Below are 21,696 nucleotides of genomic sequence, written 5' to 3'. Positions count from 1 at the left end.
TTGTGAAAATAGACACAATCTACTATGATTGAACATAATGCACAATATCACTGTAATCTTTCGCGAGGAGTCGACACGAAATCATGAAGGAAATTGAATTGAAATTGCAAGGGAAGATCCAACGATTAACGAACAAAACGTTTAAGTTCGATGAACGTGTTGGAGAAGGTTGGTTTTCTGCAGTTTACTTTTTGAAAACAAGAGACATTATTCGTAAGTATAAACCAGATAATATTGTTACGATGCAGTTTTTTTCAAAAGAAGCATGCCGTACTTTGTGGTACGGATGAAGCCATTGCGCTTATTCAAACGTTCGCTGATCATCCAGAAAAGCTAGAAATTCATTCTTTAAAAGACGGAGATCGCATTGAACCATTTGAACCGGTTTTAACGATTAAAGGTGCTTATCATGATTTTGGTTTTCTTGAGGGGGTCATTGATGGGATCTTCTCAAGAAGAACTTCAGTCGCAACGAATGTTTATGAGGTTGTGAAAGCAGCGCGTACATCTGGTGTACAAAAGCCTGTTATTTTTATGGGAGATCGTGATGATCACTTCACACAACAAGCCGGAGATGGCTATGCAGCATTCATTGGTGGGTCTAAAGCACAAGCGACTCATGCAATGAATGAATGGTGGGGGAAATCAGGGATGGGTACAATGCCTCACGCCCTTATCCAACTTTTTCACGGAGATGTTGTGGCGGCAAGTCACGCATATAAGGAAATGTTCCCAGACGACCAGCTCATGGCGCTTGTCGATTACAACAATGATGCGGTGACGGATGCACTTCGCGTAGCGAGGGAATTTGGCAAAGAATTGCATTCTGTTCGTTTAGATACATCGAATTATATGGTAGACCAGTATTTCTGTAGAAACCCACATAAGATGGGTGACTTTGATCCGACAGGCGTGAACGGTCCGCTCATTCAAGCACTCCGTGATGCGTTGGATGAAGAAGGTTTTAAGCACGTGAATATTACGGTTAGTGGCGGGTTTACTGCAGAACGAATAGAAGCTTATGAACGCGCAGGCGTTCCTGTAAATGTTTATGGTGTTGGTCGTAGTTTATTGGAGAAGACGATTGGATTTACTGGAGACAATGTAATGCTAGATGGTGTCCACGAAGCGAAAGCTGGACGGAAGTTAAGAGAGAACCCCCGGTTGGAGCGCATAACATTTTAACGACCGGTCGGACACTCTCCAATTCTAAGTTGTTACATAAGATAATGCATCACATGAATCTGCTATTGAATTGTAAGTAAATAGGTCGATTTTGTTCTTGTATCGGTTTTTGCTATAATAATATGCGCACAAACACAAAGAGACAACTGCCTATCGTAGGTAGAACAGCTCCAAGTCATGGAGATGTTCAAGTTTGGAGGTCCGTATTAATGACGAGTTACCACTTTATCGGTATAAAAGGTTCGGGGATGAGCGCACTTGCGCAAATTCTTCACGATATGAATGAAGATGTTCAAGGCTCAGACGTCGACCAACATTTCTTTACCCAGCGCCCGTTAGAAGAGCGCGGCATTCCGATTTTAGCTTTTGACAAAGATAATGTGAACAATAACCAAGAGATTGTTGCGTCAGCGGCATATACAGAAGAACATGAAGAGATTCAACAAGCCAATGCGATGGGTGTGAAAGTACAACCTTATCCGACATTTCTCGGTGAATTTGCTTCTAAGTACACATCAATAGCTGTGACTGGTGCACACGGGAAGACGACAACGACTGGTTTATTATCACACGTATTGGGCGCGTTTAGACCAACGTCCTATTTAATCGGTGATGGCACAGGTAAAGGCGAACAAGACAGTACGTTTTTCGTGTTTGAAGCTTGTGAATACCGACGTCATTTCTTAAACTATCATCCGGATTATGCAATCATGACGAACATTGACTTCGATCATCCGGACTACTTCAAGAACGTAGAAGATGTGTTTGATGCATTTAATCAAATGGCATCTCAAGTGAATAAAGCAATTATTGCTTGCGGTGATGATGAATATCTTCAAGCGCTAAATGCTCCTGTTCCAATTGTTTATTATGGAATAGAAGGAAAACATGACTTTAATGCCGAAAACATTACGACAGATGAAAAAGGTACTCACTTTGACGTAACCATTCGTGGAGACTTCTTTGAACGTTTTACGATTCCAGGTTACGGGAAGCATCACGTATTAAATGCATTGGCTGTTATTGCGCTATGTCATTATGAAGAGACACCAGTGTCTGTTATGAAAGATCAACTCGCTACGTTCCCAGGTGTAAAACGTCGGTTCACTGAGAAAAAGTGGGGCTCACAAGTGTTGATTGATGACTATGCGCATCATCCTACTGAGATTCGAGCAACGATTGAGTCAGCAAAAGCGAAGTACCCGAACAAAGACATTGTCGCGATTTTCCAACCGCATACGTTTACACGTACTTTTGCTTTTCTACAAGATTTTGCTGATTCACTTTCAGAAGCAGATCATGTGTATTTATGTGACATCTTTGGTTCAACGAGAGAAAAGCAAGGGCAGCTGACTGTTGAAGATTTACAACAACGAATTGAAAATGCTCAACTCCTGAAAGAAAATGACATTCTTTCCCATACGAAACACGAAGATAGTGTACTCTTATTTATGGGTGCTGGAGATGTGTCTAAGTACCAAAAACGTTACGAAGCACAATTCTCAAACAAAGTATAATGGATACAGGCAGTCGGTCGACTGCCTGTATCTCTATACATTGGACGAGCTTAAATAAGGGTTTTAAAAGTGGAAAACGTGGGAATGAAAATTTTAAGGAGGCGAGTTGGGTGACGATTGTATACATAAGTGTGGCAATTGTAGCCATTGCAATTGTCGTGTTAATCTTCTATATCATCAAAACGCTTAAGTCTGTTCAGGGGGTGGTTGAACAATTAGGCAACACATCCAGTGCTGTCGAAAAGCAGCTTCAAGGTATTACGACCGAAGTCGATCACCTCATGAAGACAACCAACCGACTTGCTGAGGATCTTGAAGGGAAGTCTGAGTCATTAAATGGCTTATTCCAAACGGCAGATGAACTTGGCAAGATGTCGGAGAAGGTGAATCATTCACTTCAAACGATTACGAATCGAGCTTCAGTTGAAGCTGAACGCCAAGCACCTCAAGTGTCACAATTTGTACAGTGGGGAAATGCGGCAATCGACTTGTATGCAAAGTGGCAAAAACGTAAACAATCGTAAGAACGACTAATTATGAACTGAGGAGGACTTTAACATGAGTGATATGAATACGAAAGACTTTTTAATTGGAACGCTTATCGGTGGTATCGTAGGGGCTTCGGCAGCATTGCTATTCGCTCCAAAGTCAGGTAAAGAACTTCGTGGAGACATTAGTGAAGGTGCGTCAACTGCAAAAGACAAAACGTACGAGTTACTAATGCAGCTTACGAGAAGAGTAGCGAGTTCGCAAACGCTGCGATTGACAAAACACAAAATGTAGCGAAGACAGTTTCTGACCAATCTTCTCAAGTCGTTGATCGCATTAAAGATGCGACAGGACAACTAAAGGAAGATGCCGCTTCTACGAAGAAATCTGCTGAAGAGCTTGCAGATGAGCTATCCAATGAGTTGAAAGACTCTGGTGAAGAAATTTCTGGTACAGTTAAGGAAGAAGTCGAGAACCTTAAAGATAAGGTTAAGAATTAATTCGGAGGTTCCCATGCAACAAGTAACGACTGAACAAGAGATTGAACAAGCATTTGTTCAACACGAGAAGGTTTTTGTTTTTAAAAACAGCACAACGTGTCCGATTAGTGAGGCGGCTTTTGAAGAATTAAAAGCCTTTGACGAAGCTAATGACACGGGAATTCCGGTTTATTACTTGCATGTTCAAGACTCACGTTCGCTCTCGAACTGGGTTGCGGATGAATGGAGTATTAAGCATGAATCACCTCAAGCATTATTGTTAAAGGAATTTGATGTTGTTTGGTCTAAATCTCATTACGACATCAAGAAAGATTCTTTACTGGATGCAGCAAGAGCATAAAGCATGGAAAGCGATCGTTCTTTTAGAACGATCGTTTTTACGTCATTGCATAGAGTAAAAAAAAGGAGAAATTTATATTTTATTACTTTAACGCTTAAAAGCGTCTAACAAATAAAGAAAAGTTCGTGACAACAGTAAAAAGATCAGTTATAATGGCTACAATCACAAATGACAGAAGAGATATAGATAGGAGAGGATTAGACATGAGTCATGAGGAATTAGATCAGTTACGCGCGAAGCTAGACGATAAAAATATGGAATTGCTCAAACTTTTAAATGAGCGTGGCAATCTTGTTAAGAAGATCGGTGAAGTTAAAAGTAAAGCTGGTACGAAACGGTTTGATCCGGTTCGTGAACGGAAGATGCTTGATTTAATTGCCGAAGAAAATGAAGGACCATTTGAAACAACAACATTGCAACATTTATTCAAGCAAGTATTCAAAGCAAGTCTTGAGCTTATGGGTGAAGACGAGCAAAAGACATTACTCGTTTCTAGAAAGAAACATCCTGAGAACACAGTCGTTAATGTTAAAGACACATTAATTGGAGACGGCGTTCAGAAGTTAATCGCGGGTCCTTGTTCGGTCGAAAGCGAAGAGCAAGTGTTGACGGTAGCGAAAGCACTTAAGGAACGTGGCATCTCGTTACTTAGAGGTGGCGCATTTAAGCCGAGAACCTCTCCATACGATTTCCAAGGATTAGGTCTTGAAGGATTGAAGATCTTGAAAAAAAGCCGGAGATCAATACGACATGGCAGTAATCAGTGAGATTGTCTCACCAAATGATATTGAAACAGCACTCGACTACGTCGATGTCATTCAAATTGGTGCAAGAAACATGCACAACTTTGAGCTTCTTAAAGAAGTTGGGATGACGGATAAGCCAGTATTATTAAAGCGGGGATTATCTGCTACGATTTCAGAGTTTATTCACGCAGCTGAATACGTGTTATCAAGAGGGAACACAAACCTCATGCTTTGTGAGCGTGGTATTCGAACGTACGAGACAGCGACACGGAACACATTAGACATTTCAGCAATTCCAATCTTAAAGCAAGAAACCCATTTACCAGTGCTGCTGACGTTACGCATTCAACGGGTCGAAGAGACTTGTTGTTACCAGCAGCAAAAGCAGCTCTCGCTATTGGAGCAGACGCAGTAATGGCAGAAGTTCACCCAGATCCTGCTGTTGCATTATCTGATTCTGCACAGCAAATGGATATCGCAGAATTTAACGAGTTCGTAACGACGCTTCGAGAGTCTAACTTACTCAAAGATGTTGCAGCAAAAGCATCGATTTAATGAAAAAAAAGGAAACCATCGCTTTGATGGTTTCCCTTTTTAGTGTCATTCCAAGTTAACTTACGAATATTTCTTTTTACGAAAAGCTGCCAACTGGATTCCAACGAACCCTGTAATGTTGTATAAAATTAAGTAGATCCACGTGCTAACATCTGCAAAATCAAGTCGATTTACAAAAACGATAAACAGATGAAAAGCTGTGAACAAAATAACACCAACGACCCATTTAATTTTTTTTATCAGTAAGTATATTTCCGATTACAAAACCAACCAAAAATGTAATTAAAGGGTTAAATACTGTCCAAAGAACAATTGGAGGCATCTCCATCACCTCTAGTTTGATTTCAAAGCACTTTCTATCATACCAGTTTTACGTTAAGACATGCATCGATTCCAGTTAAATTGATGAAATGTCTCGTAATTGTCACATCTTAAAGTATGGACCGTTTTCATGGCTCTCATACGTTAACAGGTTTGCATGGAAGGCTTTCAGGAAATAATAGAAGGTGGATGTAATGAATGAGGGCTAAACATCTGTCTTCTCTTGTCGATATAAAACAAAGAAGCATTTGCAGACCTCTATTAGTTATCGTATGATTATCCTATGAAAACGAAATGAAAGCTTGTATTTAAGGAGGTCTACCATTGAGTACGACAATTTATGATGTTGCAGCGGAAGCTGGTGTTTCAATGGCTACCGTCTCGCGCGTAGTGAATGGAAACCCAAATGTGAAACCTGCAACGAGAACGAAAGTTCTTGATGCCATTCAGAAACTAGAATACCGACCGAATGCCGTTGCAAGAGGTCTTGCCAGCAAACGAACGACGACTGTTGGTGTAATTATTCCGGACATCTCAAGTATCTTCTTCTCAGAGTTAGCAAGAGGGATTGAGGACATTGCAACGATGTACAAATATAATATTATTCTTTGTAATTCGGATAACAACAAGGAAAAGGAAATCCACCTCGTAAACACCTTGCTCGAAAAGCAAGTCGATGGAATTCTGTTTATGGGTGGAGAGATTACTGAAGAGCACGCTGAGCAATTAAATCGCTCGCACGTACCAGTTGTCCTTGCTGCAACGTTCCATGAAGATGGAGATTTTCCATCTGTAAACATTGATTACGTACAAGCAGCCAAAGATGCTGTTATGATGCTTATCGACAAAGGGCACGAAAGAATCGGTATGGTATCGGGCTCACTTGAAGATCCAGTAAACGGCTATCAGAAGTTTAGAGGATACAAAGATGCGTTAAGCAGTAAAGGAAAGGAATTCGATGAGTCACTTATTGCGATCGGCGATTATACGTATGACTCTGCCATTGAAGCTGTTCAACAGCTACTTTCTAAAGAGAATCGCCCATCAGCAATTTTCGTTGCGACAGATGAAATGGCGCTAGGTGTGATTCATGGTCTTCAAGACCAAGGAATTCGCGTACCTGAAGACGTTGAAGTTGTAGGATTTGATAATACTCGTCTTGCAACGATGGTTCGCCCGACATTAACGACAGTCGTTCAACCGATGTATGATATCGGCGCTGTCTCTATGAGACTTTTAACAAAGTATATGAATAAAGAAGAAGTTTCTGATGGAGTTGTCGTACTTCCGCACCGTCTAGAGTACCGAAATTCGACAAAAGCATAATCTTCACCAAGAAATAGGAGCTACATTCATGACAAGAAAATTTGATATCCTAACGCCTATTGGTCTACTTGCTGGGCTTGTCGTCGTAACGCTCGCGATCTATTCCATTACTGGGTTAGACGGAATAGTTCTTTTCATTCAGTTAGCCTCCATTTTTATCGTTGTGGGTGGTGTGTTTGCTGCACTTCTCGTCAATTTCACTTGGGAAGATTTGAAGAGATTGCCGTCTGTGTTAAGAGAAGGTTTTAGACGAGACGAAATGAATCTCGAGCAGCTAAATGAAACGTTTATCGACCTTTCAACGAAGGCGAGACGTGAAGGATTATTATCGTTAGATTTACATATTGAGAATGAAGTAGAACAACCGTTCATAAAAAAAGGAATTGGCCTTGCCGTTGATGGTGTTGAGCCAGAAGTCATTAAAGACATTATGATGGCTGAAGTGATTGCAATTGAAGAAAGACACCGAAAAGGCAGAAGAATGCTTGAGAAAGCAGGAGAGTATGCACCTGCTTGGGGAATGGTCGGAACCATTGTGGCACTTGTTATTATGTTAAATGACATGAACGACCCAGCAGCCCTTGGACCAAGTATGGCATTAGCGATGTTAACGACGCTTTATGGATCACTTGCAGCGAACTTATTCTTTAATCCACTTGCAAGTAAACTGCAAGCAAAAACCGAAGCAGAAGTGTTTGCGAAAGAAATTATTATTGAAGGCGTTATTGGCGTTCAGTCTGGTCAGAATCCTAAGATTCTTGAAGAGAAGCTTGAAGCATTTGTGCGTAAAGAAAAGCATCGATTTGAGAACTTAAGTGGCTCAGGAGCGATCGTAAATGAGGCGTAGATCAGAGGGTGGAGAGAGCAATCAAGGAAGAGGCTGGCTCGTTACATTTTCAGATATGGTGCTCATCATTCTCGTCTTCTTCATCATGCTATTCTCCATATCTAATGTCGATGCACAACGCTTCCAAGCTTTGTCAGAGTCATTTTCTGGAACGAGTATTATGGATGAACTATCCTCAATTACGGAATTTGAAGATGAGCAAATTGAGCAGCTCATTGAAGAAGAAGAGGAAGTTGATCATTTTACTGAAGTAAAAGAATACATCGACGAATACTTGATCGAACATGATCTTGGTGACATGATTCAAACGATTCAAGATGATCGTGGTATCACATTAATTTTGCAAGAACAGCTTTTATTTAATTCCGGAGAAGCGCTCATCTTGTCAGAAGCCAAGCCATTTCTAGATCAAATCGTCAGCATCGTAAAAGGAATCCCTGATTATTATATTGAAGTAGAAGGACATACAGATAATCGTCCAATTGAAACGTATCGTTATCCTTCGAACTGGGAGCTGTCAGGAGCTCGGGCAAGCAGTGTGATTCGCTACATTACAGAACGTAGTGAAAAGGTTGAGCCTGGGCGTTTTAGAGCGACAGGATATGCGGATACACGACCTCTTGTACCGAATGATTCAAGAGAGAACATGCAGAAAAACCGGCGTGTTGTCGTCATGATTACAGACCGTACAGCTGTTGATGAAAACCAATAAGCATCTGCCTATCTAGGCGGATGCTTATTGGTTTTCACGTATATAATATAGTGCTTTTTCTAGTGTGTTGTTATTTTTCTCTTCGATCTCAAGCTTACGGGGAATGTTCGGCATCATAGAAGAAGGTTCTTTCCACGTATTGATCAACTTTGTTGGATGAGCGCGATCTTGCCATTTCGCTAGCCAATCTTCTGGTAAGTTACCCGTAGCTTTAGATGTTTGATTCGTCATCTCAAGCCAGACGAGCGACCAAGCTTTTGGAACGACGCGCCACCAATCATAGCCACCACCTCCAACAGCGACCCAGCGACCTCCACAATATTCATGTGCAAGTTCGTGAGCTAGACGGGGCACAGCGTAAAAGGTCTCCATCGATGTTGATAAGTGTGTTAATGGATCAAAGTGGTGAGCATCGGCACCGTTTTGTGAAACGATTATATCTGGCTTAAAGAATCGACAAGCTTCTCGTACCGCCGTTTCATAACAATGAATAAACGATTCATCTTCAGTGAAAGCATCGACTGGAATGTTGAGTGAGAACCCGTAACCTTTACCATTGCCTTTTTCCGTGATTGCTCCAGTACCAGGGAACAAATAACGCCCAGTTTCATGAATGGATAGGGTCATAACGTTCGGATCATCATAAAACGCCCATTGTACACCATCCCCGTGATGAGCGTCCGTATCGATATAGAGTACTTTCACATCATAGCGTTCACGCAAATAGCGAATCGCAATGGCAGTGTCGTTGTAAATGCAAAACCCTGATGCTTTCCCTCGGAAGCCGTGGTGCAGACCGCCTCCTAAATGAGCTGCGTGCAGTACTCTTCCTTCCATAACTTCATGTGCCGCACGAATGGTACCGCCAACGAGGTTAGAAGCTGCGAGATGCATGTCTTTAAAAACCGGTGTGTCTTCTGTACCGAGCCCATACTTCTCTAAGCTTCCGTTGCCAAGACTCTCAGTACCAGCGTGTTTAACCGCTTCCATAAATGAGTGATCATGAAACAAGCAAATTTGTTCGTCACTTGCTGATTTCGAGTGAATCATATCATCGTCAGAAATGGCACCTAACGACCGGAGTAAATCAACGGTGAGTACTTGACGCAATGGACTAAACGGATGTTCTTTTGAGAATTCGTACGGCAATTGTTCGTGATTATAAATGAAAATGGCATCGCGTTTACTCATCGAATAACCCTGGTACCGACGGGCTCATAAGCTCGTACCCTTTTTCTTTGAGTTCTTGTATGGCCGGTCTTGGATCCATGATTTGAACTCGAAATGTTAACACTTTAGAAATGCCATCTTTATGAGGGTACACGAGAACACTCGTGATATTCACCCCATGTTTATGGAATATTGTTGCGACTTCAGCGAGGGTCCCACTGAAGTCTTTTACTTTAATTTCAAGTTGACTGCTCGGTTGATCTGCACCGGTTAACCGAACGAGTGTGTCTAGTAGGTCGCGACCTGTAATCATGCCAACGAGTTGCTTTTGGACAGTTACAGGTGCGGCACTAATTTGTTGTTCGCTTAACATACTCGCGATATCTTCCACAAAATCAAGGGGATGCGCGGTAAACACATCGCGCTTCATAATGTTGTGAAGAGGCCTTGAAAGAAGTTCGTCCGACTGTTCTCGAAGAAAGATGGAGTGCTTACTGTCGCGAATATCTCGATCTGAGATAATTCCGATTAGCTCATTGGATTGATTGACGATTGGAATATGACGAATTCGTTCACGTTCCATCATCTTAACAGCGTCTTCAATCGAGTTCGTCTCTTGTAGCGTATGAATCGGTTTTCTCATCATATCCTCAACTAGCACGTTGATCACCTCTGATAAGTTCTAATACATAAAACGGTTAACGAAGCGAATGTTATCGAATTCTTGCACGTCCTCCATCGGAACACGTTTTCCAAAACGAACCATTAAACAGTTGGCAGGGTGAGAGCTGATTTCTGGATCATCGGTTGCCATCCAATAAAGCCCACCGGAGTTCATCATTTTCTCCATAAGTTTACGATAATCCCAAACGGAAAGGCCGCTATTCTTTAAATCCCAATGCCAATAATACTCAGTCGTAATAATGATGTAGTCTTCCATTGCATCATCTTGCATTGCAAGTTGAATTAACTTACTTCCAACTTTCCCTCCGCGATACTCGAATGCGACTTCAACTGCTCCGAGCTCCAATAAATTGTCAAGAGGGCTCTCAGACCAACGTTCAAGTGGGTCTGGGTAAACAAATGTAACGTAACCTACGACGGTATTGCGATGTACTGCGGCGATAATTCGACCTTCAGGTAAATCAGCAATTCCGACTAGAGCTTCTTTCTGTGCTTCAGGTTGTCGAAACGCTACTAACCCTGGATGGAAATCATAATTCTTAAGGTGTGCTCCGCATATTGGACCTTCTAATAAGACGAGATTGTCATTAACGTTAAGCTCTTCAGAATAATAGGTCTTTTTATGAATCATGCCATCACCTTTACAAGTAGTTAATTTTATTATACTACATACTGAAAGAAGAAGTATCGGAATCCGCTTAGGTGAATCTAACAATTGTTTGTAAAAAATTTGACAAATTATCAACATTATAAATTGATTCATATAAGAATAGTGCGTATAATGAGAATTAATCGATGGTGGTACACAAAAATAGTGTATATGGCTAATTTACCATTAAAGAAGGAGAGATAAACATGGAAATGCAAACGCTTCCACCAAAAGGTGGCAATCCGAATCTACAAAGCTATGACGAAATGGTGAAACAATTCGATTGGACTGAAGTTGAAAAACATTTTTCTTTCCATCAAACCGGTAAGGTGAACTTGGCCTATGAAGCCATTGACCGCTACGCAGAAGATGAGCAAACGAAGAATAAAATTGCGCTTTTATATAGCGATGCAAATCGCGATGAATCGTATACATTTGAAGAAATGAAGCGGATGTCGAACCGAGCGGCAAATGTGTTTAAGGAAGCTGGCATTAAAAAGGGAGATCGTGTCTTTATTTTCATGTCCCGTTCTCCAGAATTGTATTTTGCAGCACTCGGTGCAATTAAGATTGGTGCAATTATTGGGCCGTTGTTTGAAGCATTTATGGAAGGTGCGGTTCGTGATCGCCTTGAGAATAGTGAGGCGAAAGCGATCGTAACAACACCAGAATTGATTGAGCGAGTTCCAGTCTCTGAACTTCCAGCTTTAGAGCATGTGTTTATTCAAGGAAAAGACGTTGATGAGAAGGACGGCGTTATTGATTTCCAAGCGAAGCTGAATGAAGCTTCTGAAGATGCTGAAGTTGAGTGGGTCGATAAAGAAGACGGCTTAATCTTACATTACACGTCAGGATCAACGGGAATGCCTAAAGGGGTATTGCACGTTCACGGTGCGATGCTTCAACATTACCAAACAGCGAAATGGGTACTCGACTTGAAAGAAGACGATGTGTACTGGTGTACAGCTGACCCAGGTTGGGTGACAGGAACATCTTATGGTATTTTTGGACCTTGGTTAAACGGAGTTACAAACGTGGTTCGTGGAGGACGTTTTAGCCCAGAAGATTGGTATAGTACCATTCAGAAATACAACGTAACGGTTTGGTACAGTGCCCCTACAGCTTTTCGTATGCTCATGAGTGCTGGAGAAGATGTAATTAAGCAGTATGACCTTTCGAGCTTACGTCACGTTCTTAGTGTAGGTGAACCGTTAAACGCAGAAGTCGTTCGTTGGGGAGCGGAAGCGTTTGGTCAACGCATCCATGATACGTGGTGGATGACAGAGACTGGCGGCATGATGATTACGAACTTCCCGGCAATGACAATTAAGCCAGGGTCAATGGGGAAACCTTTCCCGGGTGTTGAAGCAGCAATTATTGATGATCAAGGGAATGTACTTCCTCCGAACCGTATGGGTAACCTTGCCATTAAGAAAGGTTGGCCATCGATGATGCGCAAGATTTGGAAGAACGAAGAAAAGTATCAAAGTTATTTTGAAATCGACGGTTGGTATGTATCTGGTGATTCTGCGTACATGGATGAGGACGGTTATTTCTGGTTCCAAGGGCGAGTGGATGATGTGATTATGACTTCTGGGGAGAGAGTTGGCCCGTTTGAAGTAGAAAGCAAGCTCGTTGAACACCCTGCAGTCGCTGAGGCGGGTGTAATCGGGAAGCCAGATCCTGTTCGAGGAGAAATCATTAAAGCATTTGTTGCATTACGTTCAGGCCATGAAGTCAGTGACGAGCTAAAAGAAGACATCCGTGTGTTCGTGAAGAAAGGGCTTGCAGCACACGCTGCACCTCGTGAAATTGAATTCCGTGACAAACTACCGAAGACGAGAAGTGGTAAGATTATGCGCCGCGTCTTGAAAGCTTGGGAATTAGATTTACCAACAGGTGACTTGTCTACAATGGATGATGATTGATAATCACGAATAAAACCGCACCCCCGAGGGTGCGGTTTTTTATTTTACGTATCCGTTGTAGGTGGATCGTCTGGTTCAGGTTCAGGCTCAGGTTCAGTTGGCTCATCGTCACCGTCATCTCCATTAGGAGGTGTTTCTTCTGGTGGTTCCGTGTCCTCACCGTCCCCGTTGTCGCCTTCGCTAGGAGCTTCTTCTTCTGGAAGATCAGACTCTGGTGGTTCCTCTTCTTCAATAGGCTCATCAGGTTCGGTTTCTGTGACTGATGAAGCTCCTGACTGACGTCCTAATGTATCTACGGCAGCTACATAGTAACTTTGACCAGATGAAACCCCTGAGTAGCTCGTTGTTGTGTTGCCTTTTACGCTAGCGACATGTTCGCCACTCGCTGTATAAATTCGATAGCCGACAATATCTCCTGCGCCATGTTGGGCCCAGCTAATCGTACCGCCGCTCGAGCTAACACCTGTTACTTCAGATGGATTCCCATCTACGATTGGGGCATCCCGTTCTGGAACGAGGTTACCGCTTAAGCTTTCTGGCAAGTAGTTACTAATGTCAACACCACTAAAGAATGTAGAGTTAACGGAGAAGCCAGTATCTGTAAATTCACTCGGCGTATCGTCATACGCAAGATAGCTTTGACCGCTAATTGTAACGTATCGAGTGCCACTTAAGGAATCGTCATATTCTGTTGGTAAATGGGCGCTGTTAAAGAGGTCTGTATTGACGAGACCTGCATCATAACACGCTTGTGACGGAAGCAATCCACTTACTCCACAGATCGATTGACGAACGATACCATCGGGTTGTGAAAAGCGATCATCCGTAAGAACTGCATCAGAATCAGCTTCAACCGCAGCGTTCATTAGTGTCGCCCATAAGCGTTGATTCCGAGGCGCGTAATCGCCTTGTAGCGATCGATGCTCAGAATAACCGAGCCAGACGCCAAAGCTTACTTTAGGATTCATGCCGACAAACCAATAGTCGTACGTATATTGAGACGTTCCGGTTTTACCAGCCCAATCGCCACCAAAGTTCGTAAGCCCAGGAATTCTAGATGCTGTACCGCTTGAAACGACATCTCGCATCATATCAATGGCTAGGTACGCCGTTTGCGGCGAGAACACATCGGTTTGTTCTGATTCATGTTCATAAATAATTTCACCGGTATGAGTCTCAATCCGGTCAATCATGTAGGAATGATTTCGAGTTCCCCCAGTTGCTAGCGTAGACAGCGCATTCGTGTTCTGTTCTACCGTTGCAGTAAATGAACCGAGTGCATAGGATTGCAAAAGATGATCTTCTTGTGGTCTGTATCCGAGTTGTAGAAGTTCATCGTACGTTTCTTCTTCAGGCAACTCCCATAACGTTCGCACAGAAGGGGTGTTTCGAGAGTTTGTAATCGTATCTCGCACCGATGGGATGCCTGCATAGCCACCGCCAAAGTTGCTAAACGTTCCACCGCCACGGTAATTTGTCGGTACGTCTGGAACAACAACACCAGGCTGCACGATACCTCGCTCCATTGCCGAAGCGAAAGGCATTAACGGTTTTACCGTTGAACCGACAGAGCGCCTCGCTTGCGTAGCAAGGTTAAACGATTCTTCTTCAAAGTCACGACCACCAACAAAGCTTAAAATGGCGCCAGTTTCATTATCTTGCATAACGGCACCGACTTGCTCGATGAGTCCATCATTCGAATTCGACCGAATAAATTGCCGTTTTCAACAGCTTCTTCCATGGCATCATAGATGTCTTTGTTAATCGTAGAATGAATGCGATACCCGCCTAATCGAAGTTGGGTCTCAGCTCTGGCGTAATAATCACTGCGAATGGATTCACGTTCTTCTGATTCGTACTCACTTAAGTCAACGCCATCTTTTTCCAAGAAGTAATCACGTAAGATTGGAATCGCACGTCGTTCCAATTCATTCGTAATGTACGGATACCGTTCAAAGCTGTTGCGAGGTGCTGAGTCTGTGAAATCGCTGACAATGTCATAGTCTCTCGCTTCTTCGTACTCTTCTACGGTAATCATACCCGCATCGACCATTCGATAAAGAACGGTATTCATTCGACTAAGACCCGCCGTGAGGTCTTCTTTTAAATCTCCATTCCCATCAAAAGGTGTGTACGAAAATGGATTTTGAGGAATTCCTGCAATAAACGCAGATTGCGGTAAATTCAATTCAGAAGCCTCAACGTCGAAAATGCCGTTGGCAGCTGCTTGAATTCCAGCAATCTGAGTCCCCCCTGCATTGCGTCCGAAAGGAACGATATTTAAGTACGCTTCTAAAATGTCGTCTTTATCAAGATAATTCTCAAGACGCATGGCGATCATCATTCTCTTGCCTTACGATCAAAAGAAACTTCACTGGATAGCATTTGATTTTTGACAATTTGTTGTGTGAGCGTACTTCCTCCAGTTTGCATGCCAGTGTCTACAAACTCTTGGAATGTCGCTCGCATGATTGCTTTCGGAACAATTCCATTATGTTCATAGAAGTATTCATCTTCTGTAGAAATAAGTGCTGCTTGTACATAGTCTGAAACGTTTTCAAGTTCGACTTCCCGGCGCTCTAATATAGAAGGAAGCTCACCTAAGTAAACGTCATTGGCAAAGTACACTTCACTCGTTTCTTCATAGTTGTACACTTCTTCTTTCATTTGTGCTTCTGTATATTCAGGTTCTCCTTCAACGAGAGAAACAAAATATCCAGCCCCAGCTGCTCCTACAAAGGTTGTTCCGAGTAGTAACGTGACGGTTATGATAATAAATAAATTCCATAGAACTAAACTTGTCAAATTAATACGTTGGATATACCGTTTATCGCGTAAAGAATCAAGCCAGTTATTCAATTGCTGAATACGAGACTTCATCACTCACCTCCATACAAAATCACGCATATTATAGCATACTTTTTAACATACTAATCAACAGCTCTAGTACAAATTCGATAATGTTAGACATTTTCCTGTTACCGATTTCCCGTTAGTTTTCCATAAAGGCGATAGAGCATACAGTTGACATGATGAATTCCTCGTGATATAACATGAAGCATCGCTATAACATAAAAGTCATGACGGTAACGAAGTAGTTTAGCGCTTATTGGTACAGAAAGTCGACGGTTGCTGTGAGTCGATCCAAAACGTTAAATGAATTACATTGCCCGAACTTTCCCGTAAGTGAACGTGAACTCTGCGTTAAAGAGCCGAGTGGAGAATAGAGATGCTATTCTCAACAAGGGTGGTACCGCGACACGTTCGTCCCTTTTTTTGGGGGTGGCGTTTTTTTTATGTTTAATTTTAATTAGGAGGAAGTTACATGTCAGAGCAATGGAGCTTAACACCAGAACAAACCGAGCTTGTGGACCGTCAAGTGGAAGATTTGATGCGTGGCATCGTTGAGATCGTCCCAAAAGAGGCATTTCGAGATAAAATTGCTAAAAGTGTCGTTACAGGTAAGCCACTAAATATTAAATTAGGTATGGATCCTTCAGCACCTGACGTACACATCGGTCACACGGTTGTGCTACACAAATTACGTCAGTTCCAAGAATACGGTCATCACGTGCAAATGTTAATCGGGGATTTTACCGGACGAATTGGAGATCCAAGTGGAAAGTCAGAAACGAGAAAAGTTCTCACGAGCGAACAAGTTGCAGCAAACGCACAAACGTACGTGGAGCAATACGGTAAGATTATTGATATGGACAAAGCGACACTCTACTACAATTCTGAGTGGTTAAGTAAATTAAACTTTGAAGATGTAATTCAGTTGTCGGGGAACTTAACGGTTGCAAGGATGCTCGAGCGTGAAGATTTTAATAACCGTTACAAAAACAATTTACCGATTTCAATTCATGAATTTTTCTACCCATTAATGCAAGGGTATGATTCAGTTGCGATGGATACAGATATTGAAGTGGGCGGTACGGATCAGACGTTTAACTTAATGATGGGGCGCCAACTTCAAGACGCATACGGCAAAGAAAAGCAAGTTGCCTTGACGCTTCCATTAATTGAAGGGCTAGACGGCGTACGTAAGATGTCGAAGTCATTGAACAACTACATTGGCATTGACGAAGAGCCTAACGAGATTTTTGGTAAATCAATGAGTATCCCAGACGAATTAATGATTAAATACTACAAGCTTGCGACTGACATTCCATTAGAAGAAGTCGAAGCTCTTGAAAAAGGATTAGCGGACGGTTCAGTCCATCCAAGAGATGCAAAGCAAAACCTCGGGAAACACTTTGTTGAAATGTACCATGGCAAAGAAGCGGCAGAAGAAGCGCAACGTTACTTCCAAACGGTCTTCACAAAGCGCGCGCTCCCAGAAGATTTGCCGGTCGTGAAATGGGAGAAAGATCGTGAAATTTCACTGATTGACCTTCTCGTAGAATTGAACATGATGCCTTCTAAAGGTGAAGCGCGCCGAATGATCAAAAACGGTGGCGTGAAGATTAATGAAGAGAAGCAAGAGGATATTCAAACGACAATAACCGTAGAAGACGAGATGATCGTTCAAGTCGGAAAACGTAAATTCGCGAAACTAACCGTATAACACACGGGGGACAGTCCCCCAGCGCTTTAACGTACCGGGGGACTGTCCCCGGTGCGTATTTTATGGTAAATTGTAAGAATAGATCGACAAAGCTATTATTTAGGAGTGAGACGAATGTATAACAAATCATATTTTAGTCGCTTAGGAGAATTTAAAGAACTTGCTCCGGCTGCTTTTGAAGCATTTATGGCGTTTGATCAACAAGCGCTACGAGAAGGTCAATTAGATGGGAAGTTAAAGGAACTCATCGCTGTTGCTGTTGCCCATACGACGGGGTGCCCTTATTGTATTGAGCTGCATGTAAACCAAGTGAAGCAAAAAGGAGCAACAAAAGGTGAGATGGCAGAAGCTGTGATGGTCGCAACAGCACTAAAAGCAGGCTCAGCGATTGCGCATAGTGTAAATGCGTTAAACGCGTATGATGACTTTACTGAAGATTCGCTTTATGAATCTTCCTACTTTAAACGATTACCAGAGCTAAAAGAGCTTAGTCCTGGCGCGTTCAAGACCTTTATTGAGTTTGACCAAGAAGCGTTAAAGCCAGGTGCACTCACGAAGAAGGAAAAAGAATTAATTGCAATTGCGGTCGCGCACACGACGGGATGTCCGTATTGCATTGAACTGCACACAGATGGTGTCAAAAAAAAGCAGGAGCATCAAAAGAAGAAGTAGCAGAAGCAGTGATGGTTGCGACTGCGTTAAAAGCAGGTTCTGCACTCGCTCACGGCGTCAACGCTTTAAATGCGTACGATTCATAAAAATTCGCATTAACCTTGAGTACGATCCGTAAACGTGTTAGAGTTACTGATTAGTACGGCAAGTCAAACACACATACGAAGGATGGGTAACGGAAGCGTTGCCCTTCTTTCGTGTATATAGGGAATACAAAAAAAAGAAACGCACACGAAAACTTTTCGTGTGCGTTTCTTCAATCTATCCATTGAATTAAAACGTTCGCTTACTTCGGTAATGGTGCATTTGGTGAAAGTAACTTCCGTTCAATGAGCTCGTCCCAAAATTGTGTAGGAATCGTTTCTTTCATTGCATCTAAATCTTCTTTTATTCGTTCCGGTCGAGTTGAACCTGGAATGACGGCTTCAACGGCTGGGTGAGCGGTTGAGAATTGAAGCGCTGCAGCTTTTAAGCTCACGTTAAAACGCTGTGCGACCTCGTTTAGTTGTTGGACGTGCTTTTTAATTTCTAGTGTTGCTTCTACATAATCAAAGTGTTCTCCACCTAGCAAGGCGCCAGAATTGTATGGACCACCAATCACAATTCCCATGCCTTTCTTTTGAGCAGTCGGCATCATTCTTTCTAACGCTCGTTCGTGTTGCATTAATGTATATTGTGTAGCGGATAAGCTTAAATCAGGATGAGCATCTTCAAGCTCCATTGCCAGTTCAATTGGCACCGTTGTGTTTACACCAAGTCCCCAGGAGCCAATGACCCCTTCATCACGGAGCTGAGTGAGTACACGGAATGCACCGTTTCTCGCTTCATCAAATTTCGTAATCCACTCATCACCATGAAAATCTGGTGAAATGTCATGAACGTAAACAATATCAAGGCGATCGGTTTTTAAACGCTCTAGACTTTGTTCAATGGAACGTAACGTTCCATCTTTTGTGTAGTCATCAATCACATTATTTTTACGACCGTGTTCAAATAACCCTTTGCCATTTTCTGTTTTTTTCGTCAGAGATTAGACGACCGACTTTTGTGCTTAATACATAGTCATCACGATTATAATTAGATAACACTTCACCTAAGCGAATTTCAGACAACCCAGCACCGTAAAGTGGGGCAGTATCGAAATAACGAATGCCGTGATCCCAGACGGATTGAACCGTTTCCATCCACTCTTTCTCTGGTATATCACGAAACATGTTTCCAAGTGGTGCAGTACCAAATCCAATTTTTTTTCTTTTAGCGTTAAGCTCATTGCTAAGGTTCCTCCCTCAAAAACAGATATCTTTCATTCATAACCTGAATGAGTACAGTTTAAACATTGATTAAGGTGTTAGAGCTTTCAGCAATTTGCTGTTTAGCATAACGAAATAGATAAATATAAAAAAAGCCCCCTTAGGATGTTGATCAACCAACATCCTAAGGGGGCTTTTAACATAACTCTGTAATCTAGGAAGATTAACGAGAGTACCACTCAACGATTAACGCTTCTGTGATTTCAGAAGAAAGCTCAGAGCGCTCAGGAAGGCGAGTGAATGTTGTTTCAAGCTTTTCACCGTCTACGTTTACGTATTCTGGTGTGAAAGCAATTGATTCACGTGCTTCACTGATTGAAGTGAGGTTTTGAGACTTTTCGCGAACACCGAATACTTGTCCTGGCTTAAGTGTGTAAGAAGGAATATCTACACGCTTACCATCAACAGTGATGTGTCCGTGGTTAACGAGTTGGCGAGCTCCACGACGAGTGCGAGCAAGACCAGCGCGGTAAACGAGGTTGTCAAGACGAGATTCAAGAAGGATCATGAAGTTCTCACCGTGTACTCCGTCGATTTTACCTGCTTTATCGAATGTGCGCTTAAATTGACGCTCATTCAAACCGTACATGAAACGAAGTTTTTGCTTCTCTTGAAGCTGAACACCGTATTCAGTAAGTTTCTTTCTTTGAGTTGGACCATGTTCACCTGGAACATATGGGCGCTTTTCTAATTCTTTGCCAGTACCGCTAAGAGAGATTCCAAGACGGCGTGACTTTTTCCAAGCTGGACCTGTATAACGAGCCATAGTAATAGCTCCTCCTTCATCACGATAAATTTGCGTGAAAAAGACGGACAGTGGCAATCTCTTATTCGGACATTTTGCTTTCACACATCTTCGCTCCGACAGCGAGGAGTTAGTGATGCACCTCTTCATGTATAGAAATACGGTTGAGGAACAAAATGAGCACGTATAAGTTCACCTAGGCTGCCTTTTAACACAACTACCATTGTATAAAGATCAGGATGAAAAGTCAACCTCTCGATTACGATGGAAATCATGATATAGTAGGTAGGAAACTGTTAAGGAAGGTGTGACCTGAATGAATGCTAATGAGCTAGCATCTTATATTGATCATACGCTATTGAAGCCAGAAGTAACGAAAGAGGCCATCGTAGCATTATGTCAGGAAGCGAAAGATTACCACTTTAAAACGGTATGCGTTCATCCGTACTGGGTGAAGACGGCAGTGAAAGCGCTTGAAGGCACTGAGGTTGGCGTGACGACAGTAATCGGGTTCCCGCACGGCACGACAACAAAAGAAGTGAAAGCATTTGAAACCGAGCAAGCGATCCAACACGGAGCATCTGATGTTGATATGGTCATTAACGTTGGTGCGTTGAAGTCTGGTCTCGTTGATGAAGTGGAAGCAGATATTGCAGCTGTCGTTAAGGCGAGTAACAAACGTGCAGTCGTAAAAGTTATCATTGAAACGAGTCAACTTACGGATGAAGAAAAGGTAGTGGCTTGTGAGCGTGCCGTAGCAGCTGGCGCAGACTTTGTGAAAACATCTACTGGGTTCCATACAGGTGGAGCGACTCTTTCTGACGTTCGTTTAATGAAGGAAACAGTCGGCAGTCATGCTAAAGTAAAAGCGTCAGGCGGAGTGAAGAACGCAAATGATGCGAAAGAATACATCGATGCAGGAACAGACCGCATTGGAACAAGCTCAGGAATTGCAATTGTTTCAGGTGGACAATCACAATCAACTTATTAATTACACAGGCTCTGCTAACAACGTTAGCGGAGTTTTTTTGTGCAATCAGGAGTCGATTTGTTCATTGGTTTAAAGGACAACCAAAAGAGGTATTGACTACTATGTAAGTATACTAGGAGGTTTTTAACTTGAATTTCCGAGTCGATGCGTTTACAAAGTTTGCTTTATCAACGACTGACGATGAATTTGGAACGGTAAATGATGTTTATTTTGACAGCGTTGGAAATTGGAAAGTACGTTATATCATTGCAGATACAAGACCTTGGTTTTTCGGAGGCAAAGTGATACTAAGTCCTGACAGTGTGGAGCGAATGGACATAGACGCTCAGCTTCTCCACCTTTCAGCGACAAAAGAAGAAATTAAAGACAGCCTAAGCCTGATGAAAAAGAACCGATTTCAAGGACGCATGAAGAGAGGATTTTAAGTCATTACGGGCTACCT

17 protein-coding genes, 4 pseudogenes and 1 other annotated feature are annotated in these 21,696 nt (G+C 42.4%); of the genes and pseudogenes, 14 read left to right on the top strand and 7 right to left on the bottom strand.

The genetic code is table 11. The features are described from left to right. Positions 1-83: 83 nt before the first annotated feature. The 9 genes and pseudogenes from JCM19055_RS10405 to JCM19055_RS10365 all read left to right on the top strand — a co-directional run bounded on the left by JCM19055_RS10405 (position 84) and on the right by JCM19055_RS10365 (position 8,538). Positions 84-1,185, top strand: a pseudogene (locus JCM19055_RS10405) (nicotinate phosphoribosyltransferase). A 209-nt stretch (positions 1,186-1,394) separates the two neighbouring features. After that, positions 1,395-2,702 carry a UDP-N-acetylmuramate--L-alanine ligase gene (gene murC / locus JCM19055_RS10400; RefSeq protein WP_042359694.1) on the top strand — a complete coding sequence of 436 codons (1,308 nt, stop codon included), beginning with the start codon at positions 1,395-1,397 and terminating at the stop codon, positions 2,700-2,702. Between the two features lie 110 nt (positions 2,703-2,812). Continuing rightward, positions 2,813-3,226 (top strand): DUF948 domain-containing protein, encoded by a 414-nt coding sequence (locus JCM19055_RS10395; RefSeq protein ID WP_042359693.1) that lies wholly within the window; start codon positions 2,813-2,815, stop codon positions 3,224-3,226. 34 nt (positions 3,227-3,260) lie between these two features. Next, positions 3,261-3,485 (top strand): YtxH domain-containing protein, encoded by a 225-nt coding sequence (locus JCM19055_RS31605; RefSeq protein WP_370543073.1) that lies wholly within the window; start codon positions 3,261-3,263, stop codon positions 3,483-3,485. A gap of 219 nt (positions 3,486-3,704) precedes the next feature. Then, on the top strand, positions 3,705-4,031 hold the full coding sequence (gene ytxJ / locus JCM19055_RS10385; protein WP_042359692.1) for a bacillithiol system redox-active protein YtxJ: 327 nt from the start codon (positions 3,705-3,707) through the stop codon (positions 4,029-4,031). 203 nt (positions 4,032-4,234) lie between these two features. Beyond that, a pseudogene (locus tag JCM19055_RS10380) lies at positions 4,235-5,332 on the top strand (bifunctional 3-deoxy-7-phosphoheptulonate synthase/chorismate mutase). Between the two features lie 645 nt (positions 5,333-5,977). Continuing rightward, positions 5,978-6,979, top strand: a complete 1,002-nt coding sequence (gene ccpA, locus JCM19055_RS10375; RefSeq protein ID WP_042359691.1) for a catabolite control protein A — start codon at positions 5,978-5,980, stop codon at positions 6,977-6,979. A 28-nt stretch (positions 6,980-7,007) separates the two neighbouring features. Continuing rightward, complete coding sequence (gene motP / locus JCM19055_RS10370) at positions 7,008-7,826, top strand: flagellar motor protein MotP (RefSeq protein WP_042359690.1); 819 nt, start codon at positions 7,008-7,010, stop codon at positions 7,824-7,826. Next, entirely contained in the window at positions 7,816-8,538 is a 723-nt protein-coding gene (locus JCM19055_RS10365; protein ID WP_042359689.1) for an OmpA family protein, read from the top strand. The genes motP and JCM19055_RS10365 overlap by 11 nt, the downstream gene beginning before the upstream one ends. Positions 8,539-8,562: 24 nt before the next feature. On the opposite strand, the gene JCM19055_RS10360 is transcribed toward JCM19055_RS10365, so the two are convergent. The 3 genes from JCM19055_RS10360 to JCM19055_RS10350 are packed head-to-tail and all read right to left on the bottom strand — an operon-like array spanning position 8,563 to position 11,023. Continuing rightward, on the bottom strand, positions 8,563-9,729 hold the full coding sequence (locus JCM19055_RS10360) for an acetoin utilization protein AcuC (RefSeq protein WP_042359688.1): 1,167 nt from the start codon (positions 9,727-9,729) through the stop codon (positions 8,563-8,565). Then, entirely contained in the window at positions 9,722-10,369 is a 648-nt protein-coding gene (locus JCM19055_RS10355; RefSeq protein WP_042359687.1) for an acetoin utilization AcuB family protein, read from the bottom strand. The genes JCM19055_RS10360 and JCM19055_RS10355 overlap by 8 nt, the downstream gene beginning before the upstream one ends. Positions 10,370-10,390: 21 nt before the next feature. Then, the gene (locus JCM19055_RS10350) at positions 10,391-11,023 is read right to left on the bottom strand and encodes a GNAT family N-acetyltransferase (protein ID WP_042359686.1); all 633 of its coding nucleotides are present in this window, start codon (positions 11,021-11,023) and stop codon (positions 10,391-10,393) included. Positions 11,024-11,247: 224 nt separating this feature from the next. Between JCM19055_RS10350 and acsA the strand changes: the two genes are divergently transcribed. Next, complete coding sequence (acsA, locus tag JCM19055_RS10345) at positions 11,248-12,969, top strand: acetate--CoA ligase (protein WP_042359685.1); 1,722 nt, start codon at positions 11,248-11,250, stop codon at positions 12,967-12,969. A 44-nt stretch (positions 12,970-13,013) separates the two neighbouring features. On the opposite strand, the gene JCM19055_RS26365 is transcribed toward acsA, so the two are convergent. Further along, entirely contained in the window at positions 13,014-14,633 is a 1,620-nt protein-coding gene (locus JCM19055_RS26365; protein WP_052366188.1) for a penicillin-binding transpeptidase domain-containing protein, read from the bottom strand. Further along, positions 14,603-15,636: pseudogene (locus JCM19055_RS26360) on the bottom strand (transglycosylase domain-containing protein). Before JCM19055_RS26360 ends, JCM19055_RS26365 begins: the two are co-directional and overlap by 31 nt. Positions 15,637-16,040: 404 nt before the next feature. Beyond that, positions 16,041-16,244: a binding site (T-box leader), on the top strand. 50 nt (positions 16,245-16,294) lie between these two features. Here JCM19055_RS26360 and tyrS point away from each other — a divergent pair. Beyond that, on the top strand, positions 16,295-17,536 hold the full coding sequence (gene tyrS, locus JCM19055_RS10335; protein ID WP_042359684.1) for a tyrosine--tRNA ligase: 1,242 nt from the start codon (positions 16,295-16,297) through the stop codon (positions 17,534-17,536). A gap of 114 nt (positions 17,537-17,650) precedes the next feature. Next, the gene (locus tag JCM19055_RS10330) at positions 17,651-18,208 is read left to right on the top strand and encodes a carboxymuconolactone decarboxylase family protein (protein ID WP_370543072.1); all 558 of its coding nucleotides are present in this window, start codon (positions 17,651-17,653) and stop codon (positions 18,206-18,208) included. 286 nt (positions 18,209-18,494) lie between these two features. Here JCM19055_RS10330 and JCM19055_RS10325 read toward each other — a convergent pair. Both JCM19055_RS10325 and rpsD read right to left on the bottom strand, forming a co-directional pair. Further along, positions 18,495-19,422, bottom strand: a pseudogene (locus JCM19055_RS10325) (aldo/keto reductase). Between the two features lie 259 nt (positions 19,423-19,681). After that, the gene (gene rpsD, locus JCM19055_RS10320; protein WP_042359683.1) at positions 19,682-20,284 is read right to left on the bottom strand and encodes a 30S ribosomal protein S4; all 603 of its coding nucleotides are present in this window, start codon (positions 20,282-20,284) and stop codon (positions 19,682-19,684) included. Between the two features lie 295 nt (positions 20,285-20,579). Between rpsD and deoC the strand changes: the two genes are divergently transcribed. Both deoC and JCM19055_RS10310 read left to right on the top strand, forming a co-directional pair. Continuing rightward, a complete protein-coding gene (gene deoC / locus JCM19055_RS10315) occupies positions 20,580-21,254 on the top strand; it encodes a deoxyribose-phosphate aldolase (RefSeq protein WP_042359682.1) in 675 nt (224 codons plus the stop codon). A gap of 128 nt (positions 21,255-21,382) precedes the next feature. After that, complete coding sequence (locus tag JCM19055_RS10310) at positions 21,383-21,679, top strand: PRC-barrel domain-containing protein (RefSeq protein ID WP_042359681.1); 297 nt, start codon at positions 21,383-21,385, stop codon at positions 21,677-21,679. Positions 21,680-21,696 lie beyond the last annotated feature (17 nt).

Source organism: Geomicrobium sp. JCM 19055 (assembly GCF_000698185.1).
GTDB lineage: Bacteria > Bacillota > Bacilli > Bacillales > Marinococcaceae > Geomicrobium_A > Geomicrobium_A sediminis.
This window is presented reverse-complemented; position numbering and strand designations above follow the sequence as displayed.

Coding starts and splice junctions, on each gene's coding strand:
- deoC (WP_042359682.1), top strand. CDS start 20,580: ATGAATGCTAATGAGCTAGCATCTTATATTGATCATACGCTATTGAAG.
- JCM19055_RS26365 (WP_052366188.1), bottom strand. CDS start 14,633: ATGCAAGATAATGAAACTGGCGCCATTTTAAGCTTTGTTGGTGGTCGT.
- JCM19055_RS31605 (WP_370543073.1), top strand. CDS start 3,261: ATGAGTGATATGAATACGAAAGACTTTTTAATTGGAACGCTTATCGGT.
- JCM19055_RS10350 (WP_042359686.1), bottom strand. CDS start 11,023: ATGATTCATAAAAAGACCTATTATTCTGAAGAGCTTAACGTTAATGAC.
- tyrS (WP_042359684.1), top strand. CDS start 16,295: ATGTCAGAGCAATGGAGCTTAACACCAGAACAAACCGAGCTTGTGGAC.
- JCM19055_RS10330 (WP_370543072.1), top strand. CDS start 17,651: ATGTATAACAAATCATATTTTAGTCGCTTAGGAGAATTTAAAGAACTT.
- ytxJ (WP_042359692.1), top strand. CDS start 3,705: ATGCAACAAGTAACGACTGAACAAGAGATTGAACAAGCATTTGTTCAA.
- JCM19055_RS10365 (WP_042359689.1), top strand. CDS start 7,816: ATGAGGCGTAGATCAGAGGGTGGAGAGAGCAATCAAGGAAGAGGCTGG.
- rpsD (WP_042359683.1), bottom strand. CDS start 20,284: ATGGCTCGTTATACAGGTCCAGCTTGGAAAAAGTCACGCCGTCTTGGA.
- acsA (WP_042359685.1), top strand. CDS start 11,248: ATGGAAATGCAAACGCTTCCACCAAAAGGTGGCAATCCGAATCTACAA.
- murC (WP_042359694.1), top strand. CDS start 1,395: ATGACGAGTTACCACTTTATCGGTATAAAAGGTTCGGGGATGAGCGCA.
- motP (WP_042359690.1), top strand. CDS start 7,008: ATGACAAGAAAATTTGATATCCTAACGCCTATTGGTCTACTTGCTGGG.
- JCM19055_RS10360 (WP_042359688.1), bottom strand. CDS start 9,729: ATGAGTAAACGCGATGCCATTTTCATTTATAATCACGAACAATTGCCG.